The following is a 21,774-nucleotide window of genomic DNA, read 5'->3' as shown; positions in this document are numbered from 1 at the left end:
GCTGTCCAGGCAATTCGTGGAGGCCGGCCGGTCGGTGGGCGGCCTTCTGGACTCTGCTCAGCGGCGGGGTGGGCGGCTGCGCGGTTCCGAGGCAGCAGGGCGAACCGCCGCCATGAGGGCGTTGCGTTCGCTGACGCGGTTGGCCGAGGTCTTGGTCGGGCGGGCGGCGGCCTTCGGGTGACGGAGAGCTTCGCCGGGGTGGGCGGGGAGCTGGGCGATCCGGCGCAGGCGCCAGACAAGGACGTCATTCGTGTCCGCGGCGGTGTCGAGTTCCCGCATGTCGATGGCCTGCTGCAGGAGTGTGTCGGGGTCGTGGCCCGCCTGCTCGGCCTGAGCAAGGGTGGCGATCAAGGCGTGGTTCTTAGTGGACGGGCTGTCTGCTCGCGGTCCCTGCTCCGGCAGAATTACGCGGATGGTGGCCTCATGTGTCCGGCGTTCGGCGTCGGGGAGGGCACGGCCTTGGTCGTGCAGCACTCGCATCGGCGTGGCGGCGACCTGGCGGTAGGCGGCTCGCAGGTGCTCGGCGGCCTGACGGGAAGCGTGGGCCTGCTGGGCGTGGCCGCGGGCGGAGTGCCAGCGGGCGGCGGCGAGGGTGACCAGGACCAGTGTGGAGACGAGCATGGCGGTGGTGCCGCCGTCCTCGCCACGGCCGAGAGCGCCGCCGGCCTGGACGATTCCCCGTGCGGCCGAGCGGAGAGCCCGGGTGTCGGCACGTTCTGCTCGGACATGGCTGCGGGTCGCCCGCTCGAAGGCTCGGGCGGCTTCCCCCAGCTCGGCGCGGACGGTGGCCGGGGAGGTCTGGGCGACCGCGTCGAGGAGTTCTCCGACTCCGACGAGCTGGACGGCGGCTTCGTCGTCGTCGCTGTCTAGGAGGACGGCAGCACGCTCGACGACCCCGGTGGCGCTCCGTCGCTCTCGGGCGGGCGGGGACCAATCCGCCCGGCCACCGGGGGCCGAAGACGTTGCCCGCTCGGCGACGCCTCCGGCCAGCCGGAGACGGATCTTCGGAAGGGACAGGTCGGGGGCCAGCTTGGAGCCGGGATACCAGATCGGCTCGCCGTGGCGGTTGCGGTCACCGGGGAGCGCGATGTTGTAGCCGATGGCGTCGCCGGACGGGGCGGTCCGCGTCTTGACGCGGAGGCCCGCCTCGCGCAGCCGGGTGAAGAACTCCTCTTCGGTGGCCGCTCCGGCGAGGGCCTGGCGGACGGCTTCGCGGAGCGTCTCGCGTGGGGCTTCGGGTCGGCCGGTGCGTTCGGCCTTGAAGCGTTCGGCGCTGGTGGGGGTCTTGGCTCCGGTGCCGTCGCCGGGCTTGAGCCGACGCAGGCCCATTTCCTTTTCGATGCGCCGGCATTCGGCCTGGGCCTTCTTGAAGTCGTAGTTCATCCGGGGACGGCGCAGGTCGCCTCGGACCATAGTGGCCAGGATGTGGATGTGGTCGTCGGCGTGGCGCACGGCGATCCAGCGGCAACCGTCCGGGTCGCCTTCGGGGGCGAGGTTGACTGCGTGGAGCAGGCGGCGGGCGACCGTGTTCCACTCGGCGTCGGTCAGGGTCCGGTCGCCGGGATCGGTGCGGACCGAGCAGTGCCAGACGTGCTCGGCCGGTGCCTTGGTGCCGGCTTGCTTGACGCGCAGGTCCAGCGCGGCAGCGAGGCGAGCGAGGGTGACCTTCGGATCGGGGTCCGGGCTGGTGTTGCGTCCGGGGTCGGGGGCGAAGCCGTCCCAGCTCCCGACGAGGTGGGGGTCGATGTGCTCGTCGCGCTTGCCGGGGCCGTACAGGTAGGCGAGCAGGCCGTGGGTTCGGGAGCCGCGCCGGATCTTGGGGACCATCAAAGCCGCTTCTTCACCAGAGCGTCAGCGGTGTCGTCGACGCGGGCCAGGAGCCGCGTCAGGACCGTGAGCACGCGGTCGAGTTCGCCGGGGCGGGGCTGTCCGCCGGCGTTGAGGACGTAGGCGATCTGGTTGATGTTGTTGCCGATCCGGGCCAGGGCGGTGCGCAGGGCGGCCAGCTCGTCGATGGCGGCGTCGAGTCGTTCGTTGGTGTGCAGGGTGGTCGAACCGCGGGCGGCTGCGAGGCCGACGGCGGCGAGGAAGCGTGCGACGGTGATGCCGCGCTGCGCGGCGGCGGCGACGATCTCGGCCTTCTCGGTGTCGGAGAGGCGGGTGGTCGTCTTGCGGGTGCGCTCGTTCGGGTTGCGGCTGCGGCGGCGCGGTTTGCGGTCGGGGAAGGCGGGCGTGCTCGGGCTCGGCTGCTCGCGGTGGTCGTCGCGGTCGGCTTCTCCCCCAGTGACCGGCGCCCCCTGGTGCCGGTCGCCCGGCTTGCCCCCGAGCGCCCTCGCTCGGGGACCAGCCGGGCTTCCTCCGCCCTCCTGGGCGGGGGCAAGTGCGTACGACGGGCCGTAGGACCGTCGTACGCGACAACTTGCTCCGCCAGGAGCCGTCGTGGGGTCACGCTGCTGTCCGGCGGTGGTCGCCGCCGGGTCGTCGGTGGTCACCGGCTTGTCTCCGGATCCTGCTGCTGGATTTCGCGGACGAGTTCCTCGATCCAGTCCATGGCCAGGATCGGGTGGTGCAGGGTCCAGGGGCGACTGTGCTGCTCTCGTTGCACGATCCAGGGGTTGTCGGGACCGGACTGCGCGCGATGGAGGTGGCCGCGCCGGTACAGAACGGTCAGCCAGGAGTCGACTTCGGCAGGAGTGGCCGGGCGGGTGCGCATCGGGTGTTCTCCGCTTCTGCTCTGGAGGGTTGTGGGGCGGGTGCCCGGAGCGGGTGACCGGCCGAGGTGACCGGCTCGGTCACCCGCTCCGTGGTGTCCGGTCAGCTCCGGACGGAGGTGACCGGCTGTCCGTGCTGGGCGCGGAGCTGGGCCATCAGGGCGGTCAGCGTGTCGCTGGACAGCGGGATCTGCTGGCCGCGGATCGCCTGGGCGACCACCTTGCGGGTCAGCTTGTCCTCGGCCCTGACCGCTGACCGGGCGATCTTCAGCAGTTCCTCGGTGTCCGGGTCGGGCCGCCGGTCACCGGGTGTCCGGACATCCCGGTCAGTGACCGGCGGAGGAGCGACCGGTCGGCCGGTGACCGGCGCCGGGCTGTCCTGGTCGCCGGTGTCCGGGGCGGTGTTGTCGGGGCGGACAGTGACCGGCCGCGCTGCGTCCGACTGTCCGGGCAGGTGAGTGACCTCGTGCGGCTGACCCAGGTCACCGTTGACCGGCCTGCTGTTGTCCGCCGGGGCACTGTTCCGGGTCAGTGACCGGGGGGCGGGGGTCGCCTTGTCCGGGGACAGCGGCGGCCCGTCGGACAGGGCGGTGACCGGCTGACCGGCCTCCGGCTGCTGACCGACCCGGTCGGCCCGGGTGCCCTCGACACCGTCGCGCCGTTCGGTCTGACCGAGGTGACCGGCCTGACCGAGAGCCTCGCGGTCACTGCTCTTGACCGGCCCCCGGGCGATGAGGATGTAGAGGTGGACCGCTCCGGCCAGAGCGAGCGGGGCGATGGTGGACAGCACCGCGACCACCGTGTCCCCGAGCCGGAGGCCGGTGCCTGCGACCGCGTCCTCGTTGAGTCGTACCGCGTGGAGCGCGTTGGCCCAGATGCTGGCGGCAGTGGCGGTTCCGAAGAGCGTCCAGACGTAGAGCCGGCCGCGCAGGGGCGCGTCGCGGAGGACCAGGAGTGCCCGGATGCCGTAAGCGATGAACCCGTCGATCACCAGGGGGAAGAGGTACGTGAGGAAACCTCGGACGTGGATGGCGACGGCCATCTGCTGGAGGGCGTCGTACGACAGCGCGCATCCCGCGCCGCCCAGGGCGACGACGACCGCGCGGTCCCAGCCGGGGACGTGCACCGCCTTCGGCGCGCTCGTGGTGGTCATGCCGCCGTTCCGAAGTCGTCGCGACCCAGGCGCCCTCCGCCGGCCTCGGGTGGCGCGGTGGTCGTCGCGGGCTGGTTCAGGTCGCGGTTGCGCAGGGCGCGGCGGGTCTCGCGGTACAGCTTCTGGGCGTGCTCCTCGGTGATCTTCAACAGCCAGGCCAGACGCTGCTCGGTCACCCCATGGCGGAAGGCGGCGTAGACAACCGCGCGGCGCTCGGCCTTGGTGAGGTGGACGTCGCGTCCGGCGATCGTGTCGTTGACGCGACTGTAGTCGAGGCGGTGGGCGATCTTCTCGTGCAGCGGCCCGCGCTCCTCCTCGGTCAGTCCCCCGCGGATGCCGTCGGTGTCACCGCCTTCCAGCGCGGCGTCCAGGCAGGCTCGGCGGACCGGGCACTGGCCGCACAGCGACTTTGCGGCGGCGATCTTCCCTGTCTCGTCGGGCTCCGGGAAGAAGGTCTCGGGGTCCACCGGGTTGTACTGGGTGCTCTGACAGACGGCATCGTCCTGCCAGGTCTGGTCGCCGAGCGACCGGTGACGGGCAGGGTTGATCGTCGTGTGGGTCATGCGGGTTGCTCCGATCGCCCTCCGCGCGCAGAGGCGTCGGCGGAGGGGTGCGGTGGGTCGGGAAGGTATGGGGCAGCGCTGCGGCCGCGCGGCCATGGGGTGCCGGCGTGCCGGGCGTCAGGCAGCGGCCCGGTGGCGTCTGCGGTCCACCGGCTCGAACTCGACCCGGTCGGTCATCTGGGCGAGCCTGCTGGTGACACGGTCGCCGAGGCAGGCCCGGAGGTCCTTGATCGCCAGGTTGGTGGTCACCAGGGTCGGCAGCATGAGGTTGTAGCGGCGGTTGATCAGCCGGTATGTCACTTCCTCGACCCACTCGGACGTCTTGGCCGCCCCGAGGTCGTCGATGAGCAGCACCGGGCAGCGGCTGACGGCCGCCAGCTCGCGCTCGCTGTCGACGCCGGGCCGGGGGCGCAGGTCCGCGTACAGGTCAGCGGCGGTGGTCGCGCGCCAGCGGACCCCGAGGCCCATCCGGACGAGCAGCCGGATCGCGCCGTACGCCTGGTGCGTCTTGCCCGCGCCGACCACCCCGGCCATCAGCAGGCTCGGACCGGTCGTGACCTGCCTGCGCGCTCCGAGGCTGGGGGCGACGGCCGGCGCGGCTACGTCCCGGGCCCAGGCCAGGACTTGCGGGTGGTCGGCCAGGGCCTCCCTGTAACGCGGGGGCATCCCGGCGGACAGGGCTTCCAGTGGCGAGAACGGCTCGGGCTCGTCGGCCAGGTCTTCGAGGGAGGCCGGGTCGATGTTGCGAGCGGCCAGGATGCGGGCCATCCGGTCGAGGGTTCCTGCGCTGCCGAGGGTCTGGGGGTCGCGGGTACGGGCGGTCATCACAGCTCCTCGGCGTAGGCGGCGGCAGCATCGACCGGGTTGGTCCACGCCTGGTGAGCGGGCACGTTAAGGCCGGATCCCGGCCCCGCCAAACCGCCGGGTCGTGCGTTCATGGCCTCGTTGACCATGCTGGTCAGCACGCTCGGGTGCTTGGGGTTGGCGGCGAACCTCGCCAGCCCGGCCCGGATGTCCTGCGGGTCGATGCCCTCGGCCAGGAGCTTCTTGGTGATCCGACCGAGGTGCCCGATCACGTCGCCCGGCGGGCGCTTGTCGCATGCGCTGACGTACTCGCCGACGAGTTGGTTGGCCGAGACCTGGGGGGCGGGCGCACCGCGCCCCGTAGGGAAGGGAGATCCAGGATCCAAGATCCTAGATCCAGGCGCCGAGCCCTCTCCGAGGTTTCGGGGAGGCTTCGGGCAGTCTTCGGAAAATATCGCTTGACCTGCGACTTTCGTCTCTCCCTTGTCAGGCTCGGCGTCGGGGTCGACGAGGGTGCCTTGCTGGACGGTCCGGGGCGCGGTAGCGGTCGGTGAGGGCGATGCGCGTCCGTCGAGGTCTCGGGGAGGGTTCGGCGAAGCCTCGGCGAGCGCTCGGGTATGGGTGGGCGACGCCTCGGTCCTGCCGTTGCAAGTCCCCTTGCAGGGGCCGCACCGGTCCGCCGCATGGTGCTGCGGGCAGGCGGGCAGGCGGGACTGGCTCGGCTTGTCGATCTTCTGGTGGTCGGACCAGGTGACGATGTGCAGGTACCGTCTGCCGTCGCAGCCGGAGTAGCGGCAGACGAGGCCCGCGTTGGCGAGTTGCTGAAGGTCGTCCTCGACGTGGACGCTGGTGTGCTCGGCGCGCAGGGGCCAGAGAAGTCCCGCGATGATCGCGGCGTTGTCCCGGTGGCGACCGTGGTCGTCGGCCTGGGTGAGAAGGCCGAAGAAGGTGCGCTCGGCCGCGACGGCCACCTCGGCGAGGGACTCGGAGGTGAAAGCCTCCGGCTTGATGGTTCGGATCCGCGCCATGTCAGCGGCGCCGAGCTGCGGCGAGGTCGCTGCGGGTGAGCGCCGCTGTGGCGAGGTCGAAGATGTGGGCTCGGTTCCAGTCCAGGGCGGGCCAGACCCGCAGGATCCAGCGGGCCGCCACCCTGCTCGTGGTCCGGTTCAGGTCGATCGTCTTCCCAGCCGCGTCCTTCGCGATGAGGTGCGGGTGTGGCCTGGACTGCCTCGGGTCGTTGAGGCTGACGCGGATGGTGGCCACGCCAGGGATCATGTCAGCGAGCTGAGCCGCGAGACGCTGTTGCCGGGCCGTATCCAGGCAGGCCAAACTTCCGCCGTCGGCGGTGTGCATGCGATACTCCGTTGTTCGTAGGAGCGCGTGCGGCGTTCTCGTGCGAAGAAGCGCGCCGCCCGCGAGATGTGAATCGGTGCCCCCTCGGGGCGCCGCCCCGGCGCTTGGGAGTTGATAGCTCCCGGGCGCCGGTTTTGCGTCCCCTGGGATTCACGGGCCCCGCGTCTGCATCGCTTCTCCTCCTTGCCTCGCGGTCCATGCTCCGCCCACGCGGGGACCAGGACCATATGGCGACCCCGGACACAAGTCCATCGCTTACCCCGCCTGAGCAGGTGCGGAACATCGCAATGTGGTCGATTGGGAGTCAACGTACACTGCAGTGTCGCTCCTTCGTCAACTGCAATGGCGAAGCCCGATCCACCGACGTGCGCGATCGCCACTGGAGTGGATAGCATGGGGGTAACGAAGGGCTGGAGATGACCCACGAGACCGAGCGAACCTTCGCGGAGCTGCTCGACTACCTGTTCCGCGCGGTACACCCGAAGAGCCGGGGCCCGTACACGTACGCCGAGGTGTCGAACGGGATCCGGGAGAAGTCCGGGGTAGCCATCTCGGCAAGCGCCATCCAGCAGCTACGGACGGGCACCAACACCAACCCGAAGATGCAGACCATCGCAGCGCTCGCCGGGTTCTTCGGGGTGTCGCCCTCGTACTTCTTCGAGGAGGAAGCAGCCGAACGGACGCTGGCCGAAATCGGTGTGGTCGCCGCGATGCGCGATACGAACGTGCGCAGAGTCGCGCTGCGTGCGAACGGACTGAGCACCAGCAGTCTCCAGATGGTGACTGCCGTGATCGACCAGGCCCGGCGGCTGGAAGGGATCCCGGAAGACTCAGCCGACTCCGGCCTGCTCGACGACGACTGAGCAGGTTGCCATGCAGCCTCCCGCTGCCGCCAGTTCAGATCAACGACCGATCGCCTCCTGACTGTCTTCCATCAGCACCGTGACCCGAAGCATGTCGCTACGCGCGGGCCGGAGAGCGACGGTACGGACGGCGACCTCCCCGCCTCGGTGGTACCGGACTCTCAGCCTGCGGAGAGCCCCGTCGCCGTGGTCAACCATTCCCGTCGGTCCCAGATCCTCCGCGCGGCCGGCGAACCCTCGAGGATGTCGTGCTCCAGACGCTGCAGGGCCTCGTCCTTCGGGTGATTGGCTCGCTCGTACCGGATCTGTCCCAAATAGGGACGAGCCCAGTCCCGTTCCCAGCACACCAGCTGCTCACGCGCCTCGGAGCTGAGAAACGTCCATCGCATCTGATTGCCCATCTGCACCGCTCCGGGGAGCCATAGCTCGGCCGCCTTGTTGTGCCCGACCATGTTCCACGCCAGGTCCGTGACCACGGCTGGATCCGGCGCCTGGTTGTCGATGAAGTGCTGGAGCGTCGCGTCCATCTCCGCAGCGGCGTCCGCCGCCGGCACAGCGGCAAGCGCCGGCGGACGCCCCACGGCTTTCAGGTACAGCGCTTGACGCTCCGCGCGGCTCAGCCGCAGCGCGGCCGAGACACGGTCGAGGAAGTCCCCGGAGTAGCCAGCCTCCCGGCCCTGCTCCAGCGCGCCGTACCACCGCGCGCTAACGCCGGCCAGACGAGCTACATCACTGTGCGTCAGACCTTTGCTTCGTCGACCCTGCACCGGCAGGCCCGGGATCGCGCGGGGATCCGAGCGTCTGCGCCAGGACCGCAGCAGCTCAGACAGGGACTCCCCGAAGGGATCGCCGACGTCATCCTGCCCGTCCCGGAAGTCCATAGCGCCAAACTCTAGGTCGCACTGCCGGGTGATCTGAGACACGAAACGCGCCGAGGCTTCCTGAAATCGTCATTCAGAGTAGTCGGCTCTCACCTGTGCCATTCATTCGGTCGACCGGTTGCGGCGACCTCAACTCCAAGGAACAGAGCCGAACCCACGACCCAACTCGGCAGTCGGCCGCTCAGAGCACTCACCCAGCCCTGACGCGCACACCAGCGATTGATCACTGCATGTAGTCGGAACCGGCCGTTCCTGGAACCACGGGTTCCAGCTAAGTTCTGCCATTCTCCCGTCATCGCCGCGACAAGGCGGCGCACAACCCAGGCCGTGGGGGGATTGGTTTGCCCTTGCCGAAGACCGACGGAAGTCACCGGCGCGAATGGTGTGAGGAGCAGGTCGACCGCCTGCGCCTTCCCTACCGATTCAGCACACGCGATTTGCGAGAATCCATATCAGCGCTTCGCGGTAAAGCCATTGTACTGAAACCTCTGAAAACGCGCGGCACTGCCGATGCTCCATGCGGCATAAGACTGGAGACGCCCACGGCAGACCTTCTGTTCTACGAGGAGGGCACCTCAGTCCATCACCAGCGCCACATCCTCACTCATGAGCTGTGCCACGTCTTCTTCGACCACCCCGGCAGCCTCACAGTCGACACGGATACCGCGCACGTGCTCGAGGTCAACCCCACGCTGGTGATGCGAATGTCCGGACGGACTAGCTATTCGACCGCCGATGAGCGCGAAGCAGAGACGATGGCGAGCGTAATTCGCCAGCGCATCTACCGCGAAAGGGAGCGCCCACCCTTGGCCCCTGAAAAGGGCGCAGACAGCTGGGACGCACTGTTTTCCCAACCAGCCCTGAAAGGTCGATTTCGCTTCCGATGAATACAGTCTTCCTCGGCATGGCTTGCATACTCGCGACGGCTGCCGGCTACTGGGTCTTCGGCCGGGGCACGCCCAGGCCCGCTGGCACCTGGGCCATGGGGGCGCTCTTGGCATCGTTCGCCGCCGCCTTCGCCTCGTACTCCGCACCGGTTGAGGGCGCGGTCGAGGCGGTCGTCCCGCATGTGGCTCGTCTCCTGAGCAACAGCGCCTCTCTAGCCGCAGCCACTGCGGTCCTGGCCGTTTCCTACCAGGTGAACCTTGCGCGCGAGGAGGCCCGCCGCCGCACGAAATCCCGCGTCAGCCTTCTGACCGCCGTCGTGTTCGGCATGACGCTGCTATTCGCCGTGGAGCAAATGACGCACAGGTCCCCGCAGGCCCATGCCCTGTATCTGCTCCTGTTCATCTCATACCTCGGCTTCGCCGTCATCGACTTCCTGATGCAGGCCGTACGCCAGTCGAACGCGACACGGCGAGGAAGCGTCCGGGCAGGGCTTCGGACAGCAGCGGCGGGCTGTGTCCTCGCTCTGGTCTACGTCGCCTACAAACTGATCCGACTCGTCGACCTGGGCCTGGGTCTGAGTCTCATCAACGGCGATTCGGAGTGCTCCTCGCTCGGCGGCAGGTGTGCCTTCAGCGTAACGGCGCCGGCGCTCGCCGTCCTGCTGATCTGCATCGGCCTGACCTTCCCCGCCGTGGCCTACCCGATCGGCCAGGCCCACCGCCGACGCTGGGAGGTGCAGTCCTTCGAGGCGCTCGGCCCACTGTGGCAGGACCTGTCGTCCGCGATGCCGTATATCGTCCTCTCCTCCGTGGACGCCGAGAGCCCGTCGACCGAGGAAACCGACTTCCTTCTGCAACGACGAGTGATCGAGATCAGCGACGGGATACTCGCACTCCGCCCGTACCGCTCACAGCAGGTGGAGGACGCCGCGAGGAAGGCTTCGCCCGACCACGGCGTGAAGGGCGCGGCCTTCGTGGAGGCGGCCATAGACAAGGCCGCCGTGGCAGCGATACGAGCAGGCAGATTCCCCGAGGTCGTTGCTGCCCCGGCGACGACGGACGCCTCCGTCAGGAAGAACCTCCGAGACGACACGGAGTGGTTCCTTCTGGTGGCCGACGCCTACTCCCGTTACGGGCCCGTGCGTGTCGCCGACGATGCCCCGCCCGAGCCGATTGGAGCCTGATGGCATGAGCGAACCGACGGCAGACCCTGCCTTTCTGCATGATCCCTACCCGACCTACGCCGCGCTGCGATCGCAGTGCCCGGTGCAGCATGTGCCGACGGGCTCGGGCGGGCACAGCAACTACCTCGTCACCGGATTCGAGGAGGCCCGACAAGCCCTCGCGGACCCGCGGCTCTCGAAGAACACCGCGGCGTTCTTCGCGGGCAAGGAGTCGCGCCGTCGTCTCCATCCGGCTGTCGCGCACAACATGCTGGCCACCGATCCCCCGGAGCACACCCGCCTGCGCAGGTTGGTGACGGGGTCGTTCAGCACTGGCGCGGTGGAGGATCTTCGGCCGTTCATTGCCCGGACGGCGGACGCGCTGCTGGATCGGTGGCCGACCGACAGCCCTGTCGACCTCGTCGCCGAGCTTGCGGTGCCGCTCCCCGTCATCGTGATCTGCGAGCTGCTCGGTGTCCCGGAGCCGGACCGCGCAAACGTCCGGCGTTGGTCCGGTGAGTTGTTCGCCTCCGGGGCGCCCGCCGTCATCGACGCCGCCTCGCACTCCTTGGCGGACTACATGACGGGGTTGATCGCCGAGAAGCGTGCTCAGCCGGGGCAGGCGCTGCTCGACCGCCTCATCTCGGCCCGCGACGGGGACGACCGGCTCTCCGAGGAAGAGCTGGTGTCCCTGGGTGTACTGCTGCTGGTCGCCGGCCACGAGACGACGACCAACCTTCTTGGAAACGCGGTCCTGGCCCTTCTCCAACATCCCTCGGAGCTTCACCGCCTTCGCCGGCGCCCCGCCGAGATCACTTCGTCGCTCGACGAGTTGCTCCGGTACGACTCGCCCATCAGCACCGCGACGTTTCGGTTCACCACCGAGGCGGTCACCCTGGGCGGCGTCGAAATCCCGGCGGGCAATCCGGTACTCGTTGCCATCGGCGCCGCCAACCGCGACCCGGCGCGCTGGCCGGAGCCGGACGACCTGGATCTCGACAGAGGCGCTGCCGGTCACCTGACCTTCGGACACGGGATCCACAGGTGCGTCGGAGCACCGCTGGCAAAGGCCGAGGCGGACATCGCGCTTCGGAAGCTGCTCACACGGTTCCCCGACATGAAGCTCGCGGTACCGGCTGAACAGCTCACTTGGCGAAGGACACGCCTGGTTCGAGGCCTTACGACGCTGCCGGTGTCTGTTTCGCCTGCATAGTGGGACCAGTGACTTGGGCGCGCGCCTTCCGCCGCACCATGACCCGAGCGACGACCAACGGGCGGGACAAAGTAGCGGCTCTTCCAACCGCTGCTTCAATGGTTGGCGGGCCGCTCTGCCTCGCCATGCGTAGCGCATGTTTCTGCTCGCTTGGGGAGCAGGCTCTCGGCTCGAGCGAGATCCTCCGGGGTGTCGACTGCTACACCGCCGTCCATGACAGGGATCATCTGCACCGCGTGGCCGTGCTCGACGAAGCGCAGCATCTCCACTCCTTCGGCGCGCTCCAAGGGACCCTGCCGGAGCTGTCGGAAGCGTTGCAAGGCCGGGCCGGTGAAGCCGTAGAGACCCAGTTGGCGCAGGTACTTTGGCCGGTCACCCTTCGGGTAGGGGATGGGCTGGCGCGAGAACATCAGGGCCTCGCCTCGGGCCGCGACGACGACCTTGACGACGTTGTGGTCCAGGACCGCGCCGACATCGACCAGTTCGGTGTACGCGTTGACGGCGAGCGAGCCCGACGGCAGGTACTCCAGGGCCTCGGAGATGTCGTCGATTGCGTTCGGCGAGATGAACGGCTCGTCACCCTGAACGTTGATGTATGCATCAGCCGGCAGTCGCTCGGCGACCTCGGCAACGCGGTCGGTGCCGGTGAGGTGTTCTCCGGTGCGGATGCACTCGATGCCCAGTTCGTGGCATGCCGCTTCGATGCGTTCGTCGTCGGTTGCCACGACGGCTCCGTCGAGGCGTTTGGCCTCCAGGCAGCGCTGGTGGACGTGCCAGAGCAGCGGCTGATCGCCGAGTCCGGCCAACGGTTTACCGGGGAAGCGTGAGGCGCCCCAGCGGCAGGGTATGACGGCGATGTGCCGTCGTGGTTTGGTGCCGGTCGTTGCGGCTGTGGTGGCGGCCACGGCGTTCTCCTGATGGTCGGGGGTTACGTTCAGAGCAGCAGGGCGAGCTTGGAGCGGACGGTGGGCGAGGCAGCGCTGGTGAACGGCCGCCACTCGTAGCCGTCGACCTCTTCCTTCTGGAGCGTCAGCGGGTGCTCGACGGTGAGATGGAAAACCCATCGGAAGTCCACGTGGTGGTGGGCCGGCTCGTCCTTCCAGGGGTTCGCGTCGATGGAGTGCACGTCTATGTCGAGGGGCACGTCCTCGTAGTCCGGGAGGGGAACGACTGCGCTGGGCGGGACACCCGCCTCCTCGTGCAGTTCACGCAGGGCAGCGGCCCGAAGGTCGCGGTCCCCCGGTTCGTTGTGCCCGCCGGGTGCCAGCAGTTTCCCGGACGCCCTGTGCGCGATGTGGAGCACGCGCCAGTCGCTGGCGATGACGATGGCGCTGCACGTCACGTGGGCGGGGAACGTCTTCCGGTGCGTGGGATCGTCCGAGGTGGCCAGCGCTGAGAACAGCGGTGCGAGTGAGTCGCGTTCGTGTGGATGGCGGGCGAGGTACGCCTCGGTGACGGAACGGATGTGGTCGACGGCGGGCGGCACGGGGTTCACCTTTCGAAGTGGTTGAGCCAGATTCTGGCGATGGCGTCGCGGTCGGCCGCCGGCATCTCGTGCAGTCCGGGCCGGAAGCGGGTGTGGCTGAGTGCCGCCGTGGCGGCGAGTATCTCGGCCTGCACGAGGTGGATGTACGCGCCGACGGCTGCGCCGTGCACGAAATTGACGGCGCCGCCGTCGGCGAGCACGTAGAAGTAGTGGCCGGCGACCTCGTATCGCGTCAACTGAGAGCCGGCTGCGGTGCGTTCGTATAGGTCGTGAAGGCTGCCAAGTTCGAGTTCGTCCTCGGAAGAGGTCACTGATCCGAGGTACGCGCCGTTCCGCAGGGCGGCGAAGTCCTCATGCCGAAGGGCTAGATTGCCGGTGGCGCACAGGACGAGTTCCGCGTCGCACACGGCCTCGGTGGTGGACGCGCTGGTGCGGAAGCCGAGGGAGTGCGCCTGTACCCGCTTGACCGGATTGCTGTCGTACACGGTGACGCGCAGGTCTTGGGCCCGCAGGGCCTGGGCGATGGCGCGGCCGATCTTGCCGAAGCCGATGACGCAGGCGTTGCGGCTGGTCAGGATGTCCCCGCGGGCCCGGACGAGGGCGTCGGTGGAGAACACGATCGACCGGCCGACGAGGTGGTCCTCGCAGTCCTTGAGCGGGGAGCGGGCCACGGACACGACCGGGCACGGCAGGGAGTCGAGGGCCGCGTACCGCTGGTGACCGTTCTCGGTGTCCTCGACGACGCCGAGGATGCGGCCGGAGAATTTACTCACGAGCGTGTCGAGGCTCGCCGCGAAGTACCCACCGATGTCCACCAGGACGACGTCCTGGCCGCCGGCCGTGTCCTCCAGGTAGTCCAGCGCTTGAGTCTCGTCGGTGAACCTCTCCCGGGTCAGGTCGTGGACCGGCAGGGTGCGGCGGACTGCGTCGAGGGTCGGCTGGTGGATCGACCGGGGCTTGGGGAGCACGGCGCCGACCGTGGACACCGCGGTCATGGCACGCAGGAACGCTGGCCTTTCCGGGAGCACGTGCGTGATGACCAGCGTCGTGATCGTCTCGCCGGCGGGGAACTGCGCGGTGATCCGTCGGAAGAAGGCGTCCAGCCGCGCTCGCTCGCGAGTTTCCATTACCACTCCTCTCGGGCTCCGAGGCGTAGGGCTACGCGGCCCGGCTGTAGTCCGGAACCTGGACAGCCAGCGCCTGCATGTGGGCGCGCAGTCCGCTGTGGAGGTCGACTCGCGGCTGCCAGCCGAGGAGTTCTCGGGCGCGGCTGGGGTCGGCACGGGTGAGGAGGACGTCACCGTTGCGCGCGTGGTCCTGGTGGAGCTGGATGTCGCGACCGGTGAGGCTGGTGGCGACGTTGATCACGTCCAGCAGCGATGCGTTCGATCCGCCGCCGACGTTGATGGCACCGTGAGCGGTCGGCACGACGGCGGCGGCGATCGTGGCGGCGACCACGTCGTCGATGTAGGTGAAGTCACGGCGCTGGTGGCCGTCTCCGTACAAATGCAGGGGCTGTCCGGTCAGGGCGGCTTGTAGGACGCGATGGGTGAACATGTCGGCGCGCTGCCGGGGGCCGTAGACGGTGAAGTACCGCAGGGCGACAACGCTGGGGCCGATGGCACGCTCGGCGTAGGCGAGGCAGAGCTGCTCCTCGGCCAACTTGGTCACGGCGTACGGGGACGCGGGCTTCGGGCGGTCGGCCTCGAGGCTCGCGCCGCCGTCGATCGGACCGTAGACGCTGGAGGAGGAGGCGACGACCAGTCGGAGGACACCGATGCGAGTGGAGGCTTCCAGGACGCGGTGGGTGGCCAGCACGTTGGACGCGAGGTAGTCGCCGAACTGCGGCCCCCAGGAGGGCCGTACACCGGGAATCCCGGCGAGGTGGAACACCGCGTCCGCGTCGATGAGAAGAGGGTCGATCGCGCAGTGGAGGAGGTCGGCCGTGACGTGGTGGTATCCCGTGACTCCCCGCAGCGCAGCGAGGTTGGCGGCGGCCGTGGGGTCGATGGACGGGTCTCGGCGGTCCACGCCGATCACGGTGGTGCCGGCCTGGACGAGGGCGTGTGCGAGGTGGGAGCCGATGAATCCGGCGGAGCCGGTCACCACAGCCCGTCGGGGGGCAGCGATGGTCGGTGACTGCTCGTGCTGCGGCACGGGGATCTCCAGAGGGGTTTCGTCGAAAAGGAAGGTCAGGTGAGCCGGGACAGGACGGTTCTGCCGTGCTCGCTGAGGGCGAGATCGTTCTCCTGGTGGCCCTTGACCAGGGCCGTGGCCGCCTCGATGGCGCCGAAGGACTCCAGAAGGCGACGCTCGGAGTCGCTCGGCGAACGCCCGTAACCGTCGAAGAAGGCCGTGCGGAGGTGGGGCGCGGCCTGCCAGCGTCGGAATTCGAGCCGTGCGAAGTCGCGGACCCGGGCATCGTGTCGCATGTGCTCGAAGTCGCAGATACCGAAGGTGTCGCCGATCAGCCAGTTGCGCGGCTGGTAGTCGAGATGGCAGACCGCGCTGTCCATGCGGCTGGCGCCCAGGATCGCCGCGTGGTGCTTCAGCAGGTTCTCCTCGGCCGGATCGATCAGGTCGGTGTGGACGGCCCGGTCGATCCAGCTCTGGAAGCGCTCGGCGAGCGCTGCCCCGACGGCGCCGCCCTGCGGCATGGAGGTGGCCCGGTGAAGCTTGCCGAGGACGCGGCCGGCCTCGTGATGGGCCAGTTCCTCCTCGGGTGAGCCCGGGGCCGCAGTGTCCGCCCGATCGCCAGTGAGCGCGGTCAACAGCAGGGTGAGGGTGGCGTCGTCGTGGCCGACCAGCTTCGGCGCGTGGCCGACCAGGTGGGTGCCCCATGCATCGTAGGCGTGGAGTTCCCCGGCGTACGGGTCGCGCTCTGCGTGCTGCTTGGCGATGAAGTGACGCCCGTCGCCGGCGACCAGACGCACGACCCGGGGCGGAAGCACGGGCTCGGGTGCGATCTCGACTGCGCCGAGGAAGTGATACGCCAGTCGGATCCGGGGATCGTCCGATGCCGTGATCACGGGGTCGGCTCCGGCGTGAGGAGACTGAGGTGCTCGGTGTCATTGTGCCGGTCGAGCATCCAGCGCGTCTGGCCCAGACGGTTGCGGTGGTGCTGCCAGCGGGTGATGGACGCGTGGTTGTGGGTGAAGCCGGCCGGCGAGCCGATCGGGATACCGAGCAGCAGAGTGTGTGCGGTGATCACCGTCTCCCCATGGGCCGCAAAGACGATGCGCTTCCCCTGGTTCTCCTCGATGAGCTGGCTCAGGTTCCTGCTGGCGCGCTTCAGGAACCCGTTCCAGGTGTCGGAGCCAGCGGCCCAGGGGGTGTCGGGATGCGCATGCGGTCCGCCGTCGGCGGCCGTCCTCACCGCATCCCAAGCTTTGCCGTCAGCGTCGCCGTGGACCGGGCCGTCGAGACGATCGTCGTGGTGCAGTGGGATCTGTAGCGTCTGGGCGATGATCTCGCCGGTCTGGACGAGACGGATCCGCGGGCCCGCGTAGACCACGTCGAAGGGCTTCTTCAGGTGTTCGGTAGCCAGGCGGCGGGCTGCCTGCTCGGCCTGGGCGTATCCGAGGTTGGTCAGGCCGGTGCAGGTGCGCGGTCCCCCGACGAGGCCGTCGGCGTTGCACTGGGCCTGACCGTGCCGTACGAAGACGAGTTCGGTGGTGATCACGAGGCTCCTCGGTGGTGGAAACGGAGGGGCAGGGCGTAGCGGTAGCCGTTACGGCCGACGTACGGGGCGGTGAGCACTGCGTGCAGGCCCAGGAAGCTGTCGAGCCGTCCTCGGTCCGTCGTGCCCAGCCGGGCGTCGTGACTTCGGGCTGCCGTGTTGTACGCGAGCAGGGCGGCGTTGACGGCCTGGTCCCTGAGCGGTCCGTACGTCAGATGGAGTGTCGCGATGAGCTTGGCGAGGTCGTAACCCATCGGGGCAAGCGACAGGTCGTCGGTGTCGACGGCGACGATGTCCTGCGTGCTGGTGATGATGAAGTTCCGCGGGTTGCTGTCCTTGTAGAAGGCGCATGGTCCCTGGGCGGTCGCTTCCAGCAGGCCGAGCATCGCGTACAGGGCCGCCTTGTTCGGCAGGTAGCCCTGTTCGTGGCGTCGCCGCAGGGCTTTCTCCCGAAGACCGAGGTAGTCGCCGAACGCCGTGCCGTCCTGGAAGCGGTGCAGGGTGTCCAGCGACGCGGACTGCAGGTCGCTGGCCCAGGCGGCACCGTGGGCGTGGCCCAGGAGTTCCGCCATGCGCGGGAGGTCCCCGGGGCGTACGGAGCGGCCCTCGAACCGTTCGAACGTCAGGCTGTCAGGTCCGATGGTGCGGAGGGCCGGCTGTCGCAGCGGCTTTGCGTGCTCGTTGATCCACCGGTAGTGGCGCACCGCCGCCGCCGCGCGTTCCGGTGTCGGGTAGTGCTTGGTGAACGGCGCGAGGTTCATGCCGGCCGCCCCTCGTTCGGCTGCGCGACGACGAAGGTGACGCGGGACCGGGTGATGAGCGGCCGGTCGGGAAGGAACTCGTGCAGGGTCGCGGCCAGGGCCCCGGGGTTGCCGTACAGGCCGGGCGCCAGGTCGTACTTGGGGTTGGTGGCCAGGTACTGCGCCGTGTGGTCGTGGCCGTCGAAGGTGAAGACGTGCTCCTCGTCCAGGACGGCAATCACGTCCAGCGAGGAAGCGGCCAGGTCGGCGAGGTTGCCGCTGTGGGCTGCGGTGTAGAGGCTGTCGTGCTGGTCAGCCCGCGGATCGAGGCCGGCGGAGGCGACCAGGTGATCCATCTCCTGGTAGCTGTCGACGCCCTTGGTGACGAGTACGGCCAGACCCTCGGGGGCGAGCACCCTGGCGATCTGCGCGATGACGTCCTTGGGGCTCGGCGAGTGGTAGACGCAGAACGCGGCGATGGCGACGTCGCACGATCCGGCTGGCATCGGGACGTCATGGAAGTCGCCTTCGACGAAGTCCACCGTGGTGTCGTGCAGCTCCTTGGCGCGCTCGCGGGCCCGGGCGAGCAGGGAGGGAGCAGCGTCCAGGCCGACGACGCGCTGCGGCCGGAGCTGCTCGGCGATGACGAGGCTGCTCGTGCCGCGACCGCAGCCGATGTCGAGTACCACGCCAAGTCGGTCGGGCTGCCCGTGGTGGGTCTGCACCAGGCTGACGATCGTCTCGGGTACGGGGCGGCCGGAGGTCTTCGCACGCATCAGGGCGCTGGTCCGCCCGGCCAGCCGCGAGGCACGGCCGTACAGCTCCTGCTGCCGGGCGGGGTCCAGGAACGGGTTGGGCTCGTTCATGCCGCACCCTCTGCCCGGGGGCGCGGGCAGTTCAGGACTGCTCGGCGGCCACCTTCCGCAGCCAGCGGCGCGTTTGGCGCCGGTTGGCCAGCAGCACCACATCGGCGCCGGAGCCGAACTCCTTGATCTTCGCCATCACGCGCGGCCGCATCTTGCGCCGGTACGTGGCGACGTACTTGATCACGCCCCAGTGGATGCGGTTGTGCACCCCGTTGCCCTTGTGCCCGGCCCCGTGTCGGATCTGCCGGGAGAAGATCCCGTACAACGCCGCCGCGGTCGACACGTCCATCAGGACCACCGTGTCGCAGGCTTCGAGTCGCACCTGCAGCGTCGAGTTGTAGTTGCCGTCGATCACCCACCGCGGCTGCGCGACCAGCTCGCGCTGCACGTCGGTGAACTTGTCCATGGGCAGCGCGTTCCACTCGTCGTCGTAGAACGCGGCGTCCAGGTGCGTCACCGGGGCGACGAGGATCGTGCCCAGTTCGCGGGCGACGTGGGATTTGCCGCTGCCTCCGCAGCCGACGATGGCGACCTTCTTCATGGTGCTCCAGCGTAGAGAGGTTCGGGCGTCCGGCGGACCCACCCGCCGGGACGCGATCGGATGATCCAGATGTCTTGGCCTGTCGAGCGGTCTGCATCAGGCAGCTCCCCGCTCGGTCGCAGAAGTCCCGGCGAGCGCGTGCAGGGCCGATTCCATGGTGTCGACCTGCCTGCTCAGGCCGAACAGGTGCAGGCGGTCCACACACGCGGCGATCAGGTCGGCGTGCTGCTGGGTGCCGGCGATCTCGCGGAGGTAGGAGAGGCGTTCCAGTACGTCTCGACCGGAGCGCACGACCAGCTCCCGCGGAACGAAGCGGTCGGCGAAGCGGATGTCCGCCGGGGCCAGCGGCAGGCACCCGGCGAGCACGGCCTCGAAGATGCGCTGGGTCATCTGCCCGACGCGGGCATACCGCTCGGGCAGCATGAGCACCGTGGCCAGGGCCCGGCCGTAGACGCTGGCAGCGGCCTCGAACGGGATCCGGCCCACGAAGCGGACGTGCGGCCAGCGGTCGGTCTTCGTCCATTTCCCGGCGACCAGGTGATCGACGCGGGCGGCAGCCGGAGCGAAGAAGCGGTCGAAGGGTTCGTCGCGGTCGTACTGATTGCCCACGTAGCCGAGCACGAGGTCCCGCCGCCGTGCCGCGAGGGCCACGGGGTCCGCCTGAGCGATGAGGTCCTCGGCAACGGGGAAGAGCAGGGAGCGCGCGCCGTGGGTCGGAGCGAGCGCGGCCTCGAAGACGAGGGTGTGGGCCGTACGTCGCCACACGCTCTCGGCCCGCAGGGTGCGGTCCTTGTCCCAGATCACGGTGGGCGTACGGTGCCGGACCGTGTAGTGGTTGATGAGCTGGGCCTGACGGTGGAGGTCGCAGGCGTGCGCTTCGGTCCCGCACACGGTGGTGTTGCGGCCGGTGATCGCCCAGCGCCATTCCAGGAACAGGACGTCGATGCCGGGGAGGCCGTCGTCGAAGGTGTACGCGCCGCCGAGGTCGTCGCCGGCTTCGAGGCGGTCGCGGTCGGCCTGAAGGAAGACGATGTCGTGACCGCGGGCGAGGAGGGCGTCGATGAAGGGGCGGCGGTGGCTGCGGCCCCCGTCCGGGGTGTCGGTGACGCCGTTGCCGAGGAAGCCCCAGAAGCTGTATCCGATCTTCATTTGGTGATCCACCGCCCTTCGAGGAGCAGGGCGTCGAGTCCGGAGTTGGCCAGGCAGTCCAGTGCCATCTCGGGTGTCCCGCAGATCGGCTTGCCCTTGATGTTGAGGGAGGTGTTGATCAGCACGGGTACGCCGGTCCGGCGGCCGAAGGCGGTCAGGACCGCGTGCATGAACGGGTTCTGCGACCTGGTCACGGTCTGCAGGCGCGAGGTGCCGTTCGCGTGCACGATGGCGGGCACGCGCTCGCGTGTCCGGTCGGTCACGCCGGAGGCCACGGACATGTACGGCGCCGGCTGGCCGAGCGTGAAGAACTCGTCAGCGCGCTCGCCCGGGACCATCGGGGCGAAGGGCCTAAATGGTTCGCGAAACTTCACGGTGGCGTTCAGGCGCTCCACGACGCCGGGTTCCAGCGGGGAGGCGAGGATCGAGCGGTTGCCCAGGGCGCGCGGCCCGGCTTCGACGGCACCCTGGAACAGTCCGGCGATCGTGCCGTGGGCCAGTTGGTCGGCGAGGAACTCGGCGGTCTCGACGCCCAGGGTTTTCTGGCGGAGGCTGGGCCAGGGGGTCAGGTCGAGGGACTGGTCCTCGTAGGAGGGGCCGAGGTAGCAGGTGCGGGCGATGCCGACGACCGGGCAAGGGTTGCGCCGGTCGACGTGCACGGCGAGGGCGGCTCCGATTGCGGTTCCGGCGTCACCCGGCGCAGGCGGCACGAACACCTCGTCGAAGATGCCGGACTCGATGATCTTTCCGATGCTCACACAGTTCGTGGCGACACCGCCTCCCACGCACAGGCGCCGGGAGCCGGTGAGCACACGGGTGCGGCGGGCGAGGTGCACCATCACCTGCTCGGTCCGCTCCTGGAGGGCAGCCGCCAGATCTCGGTGGACGTCCGTGAGCGGCTCGCTCGGGTGTCGCTCGGAGCATGTCTCGGCGACGAACCGCCGCGATGTCCTCGGGTATCCCGATGTGAGGGTGCGCGTGGGGAAGTAGCCGGGGTCGATGTGGAAGCCCGTAGCGGTCGTGCGGACAGCCCTCGCGAACAGGTGGCGGAAGCGGGAAGGGTCCCCGAGGGCGGCCAGCGCCATGACGGTGCCTTCCTCGTCGCCCCGTCGCCAGCCCAGGTGCTCGGTGACAGCGCCGTACACGTATCCCAGGGAGGCCGGGTCGTTGATCGCTTCCAGTGTTCGGGCGCGGGGGTGATGAGTGCCCTGGCCGCGGGCGATGGTGGTGGTCTGCCGCTCGCCGAGACTGTCGACCACGAGCACGGCGGCTTCCTGCCAGCCCGAGGCCGCGAAGGCGGTGAGCTGATGGGCGCGGTGGTGCAGGACCGGCGTGACATGGGCAGAGGGGAACTGCCGGCCGAGGACACCCAGCCGCCGCTGGGTGCGCACGGCCACCTTGGCGAACCCTTGGGCACGCGCCAGGCTCCGGTCACGAGTCGTCGGCGAGAGCGCCACGCTTAGGGCGGCGGGCGACTCGGCGAGGTAGCGAGCGGGCTGGAAGTTGTAGGCGACGGCGTCCACGTCGGCGGCGCTCAGCTTGGCCTGGTCGAGCAGCCACCCGATGGCGTGGGCCGGGTAGAGCTTGGTGTGCTTCTGCTCGGAGAGGCGCTCCTCCTCGACGAAGCCGACGAGTTCACCGTCTACGAGAAGGGCGGCCGACGAGTCGTGAGTGTACGAGCACAGTCCGAGGACGACGGAAGGTGTGCGCTTCATGGCCGCG

At 69.3% G+C, this 21,774-nt stretch carries 24 protein-coding genes; 4 read left to right on the top strand and 20 right to left on the bottom strand.

Translation table 11 applies throughout. The annotated features are described in order from the left end of the window. Positions 1 to 57: 57 nt before the first annotated feature. The 8 genes from ACGH7X_RS29875 to ACGH7X_RS29840 form a co-directional block, all read right to left on the bottom strand. Positions 58 to 1,827: a relaxase/mobilization nuclease domain-containing protein gene (locus ACGH7X_RS29875; RefSeq protein ID WP_399890608.1), complete on the bottom strand. Its 1,770-nt coding sequence runs from the start codon at positions 1,825 to 1,827 to the stop codon at positions 58 to 60. Further along, on the bottom strand, positions 1,827 to 2,492 hold the full coding sequence (locus tag ACGH7X_RS29870) for a plasmid mobilization protein (protein WP_399890606.1): 666 nt from the start codon (positions 2,490 to 2,492) through the stop codon (positions 1,827 to 1,829). Before ACGH7X_RS29870 ends, ACGH7X_RS29875 begins: the two co-directional genes overlap by 1 nt. Further along, positions 2,489 to 2,713 (bottom strand): hypothetical protein, encoded by a 225-nt coding sequence (locus tag ACGH7X_RS29865; RefSeq protein ID WP_399890604.1) that lies wholly within the window; start codon positions 2,711 to 2,713, stop codon positions 2,489 to 2,491. Before ACGH7X_RS29865 ends, ACGH7X_RS29870 begins: the two co-directional genes overlap by 4 nt. Before the next feature lie 101 nt (positions 2,714 to 2,814). Continuing rightward, entirely contained in the window at positions 2,815 to 3,864 is a 1,050-nt protein-coding gene (locus tag ACGH7X_RS29860; protein WP_399890602.1) for a DUF2637 domain-containing protein, read from the bottom strand. Then, a complete protein-coding gene (locus ACGH7X_RS29855) occupies positions 3,861 to 4,427 on the bottom strand; it encodes a WhiB family transcriptional regulator (RefSeq protein ID WP_399890600.1) in 567 nt (188 codons plus the stop codon). Before ACGH7X_RS29855 ends, ACGH7X_RS29860 begins: the two co-directional genes overlap by 4 nt. Positions 4,428 to 4,544: 117 nt before the next feature. Further along, positions 4,545 to 5,252, bottom strand: a complete 708-nt coding sequence (locus ACGH7X_RS29850) for an ATP-binding protein (protein ID WP_399890597.1) — start codon at positions 5,250 to 5,252, stop codon at positions 4,545 to 4,547. Continuing rightward, complete coding sequence (locus ACGH7X_RS29845) at positions 5,252 to 6,259, bottom strand: hypothetical protein (protein ID WP_399890594.1); 1,008 nt, start codon at positions 6,257 to 6,259, stop codon at positions 5,252 to 5,254. Before ACGH7X_RS29845 ends, ACGH7X_RS29850 begins: the two co-directional genes overlap by 1 nt. 1 nt (position 6,260) lies before the next feature. After that, positions 6,261 to 6,494, bottom strand: coding sequence for a transcriptional regulator (locus tag ACGH7X_RS29840; protein WP_399890591.1), 234 nt, complete (start codon positions 6,492 to 6,494; stop codon positions 6,261 to 6,263). A 506-nt stretch (positions 6,495 to 7,000) separates the two neighbouring features. Here ACGH7X_RS29840 and ACGH7X_RS29835 point away from each other — a divergent pair. After that, entirely contained in the window at positions 7,001 to 7,447 is a 447-nt protein-coding gene (locus ACGH7X_RS29835) for a helix-turn-helix domain-containing protein (RefSeq protein WP_366472515.1), read from the top strand. A 161-nt stretch (positions 7,448 to 7,608) separates the two neighbouring features. Here ACGH7X_RS29835 and ACGH7X_RS29830 read toward each other — a convergent pair whose 3' ends face one another. Further along, positions 7,609 to 8,328: a helix-turn-helix domain-containing protein gene (locus tag ACGH7X_RS29830; protein ID WP_399890588.1), complete on the bottom strand. Its 720-nt coding sequence runs from the start codon at positions 8,326 to 8,328 to the stop codon at positions 7,609 to 7,611. A gap of 347 nt (positions 8,329 to 8,675) precedes the next feature. Between ACGH7X_RS29830 and ACGH7X_RS29825 the strand changes: the two genes are divergently transcribed. Genes ACGH7X_RS29825 through ACGH7X_RS29815 form a run of 3 tightly spaced genes read left to right on the top strand, consistent with a single transcriptional unit; the run spans position 8,676 to position 11,591 of the window. Then, positions 8,676 to 9,215, top strand: a complete 540-nt coding sequence (locus ACGH7X_RS29825) for a regulator component (RefSeq protein WP_399890585.1) — start codon at positions 8,676 to 8,678, stop codon at positions 9,213 to 9,215. Then, positions 9,212 to 10,399 (top strand): MAB_1171c family putative transporter, encoded by a 1,188-nt coding sequence (locus ACGH7X_RS29820; protein WP_399890582.1) that lies wholly within the window; start codon positions 9,212 to 9,214, stop codon positions 10,397 to 10,399. Before ACGH7X_RS29825 ends, ACGH7X_RS29820 begins: the two co-directional genes overlap by 4 nt. A 4-nt stretch (positions 10,400 to 10,403) precedes the next feature. Next, on the top strand, positions 10,404 to 11,591 hold the full coding sequence (locus ACGH7X_RS29815; RefSeq protein ID WP_399890579.1) for a cytochrome P450: 1,188 nt from the start codon (positions 10,404 to 10,406) through the stop codon (positions 11,589 to 11,591). A 95-nt stretch (positions 11,592 to 11,686) separates the two neighbouring features. Here the strand turns inward: ACGH7X_RS29815 and ACGH7X_RS29810 are convergent, their stop codons facing one another. The 11 genes from ACGH7X_RS29810 to ACGH7X_RS29760 form a co-directional block, all read right to left on the bottom strand. After that, positions 11,687 to 12,496 (bottom strand): 3-deoxy-manno-octulosonate cytidylyltransferase, encoded by an 810-nt coding sequence (locus tag ACGH7X_RS29810; protein WP_399890576.1) that lies wholly within the window; start codon positions 12,494 to 12,496, stop codon positions 11,687 to 11,689. A gap of 29 nt (positions 12,497 to 12,525) precedes the next feature. Further along, complete coding sequence (locus ACGH7X_RS29805; protein WP_399890574.1) at positions 12,526 to 13,077, bottom strand: NUDIX hydrolase; 552 nt, start codon at positions 13,075 to 13,077, stop codon at positions 12,526 to 12,528. Between the two features lie 5 nt (positions 13,078 to 13,082). After that, entirely contained in the window at positions 13,083 to 14,204 is a 1,122-nt protein-coding gene (locus ACGH7X_RS29800; RefSeq protein ID WP_399890571.1) for an adenosylhomocysteinase, read from the bottom strand. Positions 14,205 to 14,235: 31 nt separating this feature from the next. Next, positions 14,236 to 15,234 (bottom strand): NAD-dependent epimerase/dehydratase family protein, encoded by a 999-nt coding sequence (locus ACGH7X_RS29795; protein ID WP_399890568.1) that lies wholly within the window; start codon positions 15,232 to 15,234, stop codon positions 14,236 to 14,238. 35 nt (positions 15,235 to 15,269) lie between these two features. Then, the gene (locus ACGH7X_RS29790; protein ID WP_399890565.1) at positions 15,270 to 16,106 is read right to left on the bottom strand and encodes a phosphotransferase; all 837 of its coding nucleotides are present in this window, start codon (positions 16,104 to 16,106) and stop codon (positions 15,270 to 15,272) included. Beyond that, positions 16,103 to 16,759 carry a histidine phosphatase family protein gene (locus ACGH7X_RS29785; RefSeq protein WP_399890562.1) on the bottom strand — a complete coding sequence of 219 codons (657 nt, stop codon included), beginning with the start codon at positions 16,757 to 16,759 and terminating at the stop codon, positions 16,103 to 16,105. Before ACGH7X_RS29785 ends, ACGH7X_RS29790 begins: the two co-directional genes overlap by 4 nt. Next, a complete protein-coding gene (locus ACGH7X_RS29780) occupies positions 16,756 to 17,517 on the bottom strand; it encodes a phosphotransferase (RefSeq protein WP_399890558.1) in 762 nt (253 codons plus the stop codon). The genes ACGH7X_RS29785 and ACGH7X_RS29780 overlap by 4 nt, the downstream gene beginning before the upstream one ends. After that, a complete protein-coding gene (locus tag ACGH7X_RS29775) occupies positions 17,514 to 18,362 on the bottom strand; it encodes a class I SAM-dependent methyltransferase (protein WP_399890555.1) in 849 nt (282 codons plus the stop codon). The genes ACGH7X_RS29780 and ACGH7X_RS29775 overlap by 4 nt, the downstream gene beginning before the upstream one ends. A 31-nt stretch (positions 18,363 to 18,393) precedes the next feature. Then, a complete protein-coding gene (locus tag ACGH7X_RS29770; RefSeq protein WP_399890552.1) occupies positions 18,394 to 18,903 on the bottom strand; it encodes a topology modulation protein in 510 nt (169 codons plus the stop codon). Positions 18,904 to 18,999: 96 nt separating this feature from the next. After that, positions 19,000 to 20,052, bottom strand: a complete 1,053-nt coding sequence (locus tag ACGH7X_RS29765) for a hypothetical protein (RefSeq protein ID WP_399890549.1) — start codon at positions 20,050 to 20,052, stop codon at positions 19,000 to 19,002. After that, entirely contained in the window at positions 20,049 to 21,767 is a 1,719-nt protein-coding gene (locus ACGH7X_RS29760) for a carbamoyltransferase (protein ID WP_399890546.1), read from the bottom strand. Before ACGH7X_RS29760 ends, ACGH7X_RS29765 begins: the two co-directional genes overlap by 4 nt. Between the last annotated feature and the right edge of the window lie 7 nt (positions 21,768 to 21,774).

Origin of the sequence: Streptomyces sp. BBFR51 (assembly GCF_044591655.1) — a bacterium.
GTDB lineage: Bacteria > Actinomycetota > Actinomycetes > Streptomycetales > Streptomycetaceae > Streptomyces.
Note: the sequence above shows the minus strand (reverse complement) of the source record. Positions and strands in the feature narration are given on the sequence as shown.

Excerpts from the sequence above, each read along its gene's own strand:
- ACGH7X_RS29875 (WP_399890608.1), bottom strand. The coding sequence starts at position 1,827 with ATGGTCCCCAAGATCCGGCGCGGCTCCCGAACCCACGGCCTGCTCGCC.
- ACGH7X_RS29865 (WP_399890604.1), bottom strand. The coding sequence starts at position 2,713 with ATGCGCACCCGCCCGGCCACTCCTGCCGAAGTCGACTCCTGGCTGACC.
- ACGH7X_RS29860 (WP_399890602.1), bottom strand. The coding sequence starts at position 3,864 with ATGACCACCACGAGCGCGCCGAAGGCGGTGCACGTCCCCGGCTGGGAC.
- ACGH7X_RS29855 (WP_399890600.1), bottom strand. The coding sequence starts at position 4,427 with ATGACCCACACGACGATCAACCCTGCCCGTCACCGGTCGCTCGGCGAC.
- ACGH7X_RS29850 (WP_399890597.1), bottom strand. The coding sequence starts at position 5,252 with ATGACCGCCCGTACCCGCGACCCCCAGACCCTCGGCAGCGCAGGAACC.
- ACGH7X_RS29845 (WP_399890594.1), bottom strand. The coding sequence starts at position 6,259 with ATGGCGCGGATCCGAACCATCAAGCCGGAGGCTTTCACCTCCGAGTCC.
- ACGH7X_RS29835 (WP_366472515.1), top strand. The coding sequence starts at position 7,001 with ATGACCCACGAGACCGAGCGAACCTTCGCGGAGCTGCTCGACTACCTG.
- ACGH7X_RS29830 (WP_399890588.1), bottom strand. The coding sequence starts at position 8,328 with ATGGACTTCCGGGACGGGCAGGATGACGTCGGCGATCCCTTCGGGGAG.
- ACGH7X_RS29820 (WP_399890582.1), top strand. The coding sequence starts at position 9,212 with ATGAATACAGTCTTCCTCGGCATGGCTTGCATACTCGCGACGGCTGCC.
- ACGH7X_RS29815 (WP_399890579.1), top strand. The coding sequence starts at position 10,404 with ATGAGCGAACCGACGGCAGACCCTGCCTTTCTGCATGATCCCTACCCG.
- ACGH7X_RS29800 (WP_399890571.1), bottom strand. The coding sequence starts at position 14,204 with ATGGAAACTCGCGAGCGAGCGCGGCTGGACGCCTTCTTCCGACGGATC.
- ACGH7X_RS29780 (WP_399890558.1), bottom strand. The coding sequence starts at position 17,517 with ATGAACCTCGCGCCGTTCACCAAGCACTACCCGACACCGGAACGCGCG.
- ACGH7X_RS29775 (WP_399890555.1), bottom strand. The coding sequence starts at position 18,362 with ATGAACGAGCCCAACCCGTTCCTGGACCCCGCCCGGCAGCAGGAGCTG.
- ACGH7X_RS29770 (WP_399890552.1), bottom strand. The coding sequence starts at position 18,903 with ATGAAGAAGGTCGCCATCGTCGGCTGCGGAGGCAGCGGCAAATCCCAC.
- ACGH7X_RS29765 (WP_399890549.1), bottom strand. The coding sequence starts at position 20,052 with ATGAAGATCGGATACAGCTTCTGGGGCTTCCTCGGCAACGGCGTCACC.
- ACGH7X_RS29760 (WP_399890546.1), bottom strand. The coding sequence starts at position 21,767 with ATGAAGCGCACACCTTCCGTCGTCCTCGGACTGTGCTCGTACACTCAC.